General features: G+C 60.0%; 2 protein-coding genes. Both read left to right on the forward strand.

Annotated features, from left to right (window positions below; translation table 11 throughout):
- A partial coding sequence (locus AC0T5L_RS27165; protein WP_476168342.1) for an acyl carrier protein occupies nucleotides 1-338 on the forward strand: 338 nt, incomplete at its 5' end.
- A 26-nt stretch (nucleotides 339-364) separates the two neighbouring features.
- The coding region (locus tag AC0T5L_RS27170) for a beta-ketoacyl synthase N-terminal-like domain-containing protein (protein ID WP_476168343.1) at nucleotides 365-588 on the forward strand (224 nt) is incomplete at its 3' end.

Below are 588 nucleotides of genomic sequence, written 5' to 3' on the forward strand. Positions count from 1 at the left end.
GCCTGGCCGCGGTCACCGGAGTCCGCCTCCCCGCCACCCTCGTCTTCGACTACCCAAACCCCAACACACTCGCCAAGATGCTGTTGGGTGAGCTTTCTCTGGAATCCGACTCCCCTCTGGAGAAGAACGATCTCGATGAAGAGCGTCTCCGTCGAGTACTGGCCTCAGTCCCGATCAGCCGGTTCCATGACATGGGAATCCTTGATGCCTTGATGCGTATAGCTGAACCCTCAGAGCACGAGGCAGCGGAAAAGAACGACAAGCAAGAGATCGAGGCCATTGAGGAAATGGATGCCGAGGACCTCGTCCTGCGAGCTCTCGGTAATCTTGAGAACTGATCGGGAATGACCTGACGGAGGAAATAATGCCGCTGTCTCAGGAACAGCTCGTTGAAGCCTTGCGTGCCTCGCTCGTGGAAAACGAGCGCCTCAAACAGGACAACGCACGTCTTACCGATCCCATGCATGATCCCGTCGTGATCGTGGGGATGGGGTGCCGCCTGCCCGGCGGAGTGTCCTCCCCCGAGGAACTGTGGCGCCTGGTCACCGAGGGCCAGGACGCGATCAGCGACTTCCCCACCGACCGCGG

Source organism: Nocardiopsis sp. TRM 82005 (assembly GCF_056312425.1).